Annotated in this window: 1 protein-coding gene; it reads right to left on the reverse strand. The window is 66.9% G+C overall.

All coding sequences use genetic code 11. The features are described from left to right. Nucleotides 1–659: YcjX family protein (locus EN745_RS35520; RefSeq protein WP_189363282.1), on the reverse strand; the 659-nt coding region annotated here is incomplete at both ends.

Consider the following 659-nt stretch of genomic DNA (forward strand, 5'->3'; position numbering starts at 1 on the left):
GGGGGGGGGCCGCCGCGCGGCCAGTGCCGGCAACGGCGCGAAGGTCAGCGCGGGCGAGCCGTCGAGGTCGCCGGGCATCAGGAAACGGCCGGGCGGCAAGGTCGACAGCGCGCGCTCGTCGAGCTTGCACGCCTTGAGATAGGCCGAAAAGGCCTCGGCAAGCCGGCGCGCCGTCATCTCGTCGGCATCGGCGTTGGGATCGATCTGAGCGGCGAGCGTCCGCCAGCCCTCGGAAAGATCGGCGCGCACGGGCAGTGCCGCCATCTCCATCGCCTCGCGCGAGAAATCGGCGAAGGATTTGCCGAGCAGCGGCAGGTCAAGCAGCCATTCGCCCGGGTAGTCGACGATGTCGAGCGACAATTTTCCAGCCGAAAACATACGGTTCCAGCCAGAAGCTGATTCGTATTCGATGGTCAGCCGGAGCTCGGAAATGGCGCGCGTCGAGTCTGGCCAGACACGGTCGTTGACCAGCGCCGCGACATGATCCTCGTACTGGAAGCGGGGAACGGCATCGTCGGGCTGCTCTTCGAGGAAGGCGCGCGCGATGCGCCCCGATTTCTGCGCTTCGAACAGCGGCAGGCGCCCGCCATGGATCAGGTTGTGGACAAGCGCAGAGATGAACACCGTCTTGCCGTCGCTGAGGCTGGGGGTCACCGGCC

Source organism: Mesorhizobium sp. M4A.F.Ca.ET.022.05.2.1 (assembly GCF_003998845.1).
Classification (GTDB): domain Bacteria; phylum Pseudomonadota; class Alphaproteobacteria; order Rhizobiales; family Rhizobiaceae; genus Mesorhizobium.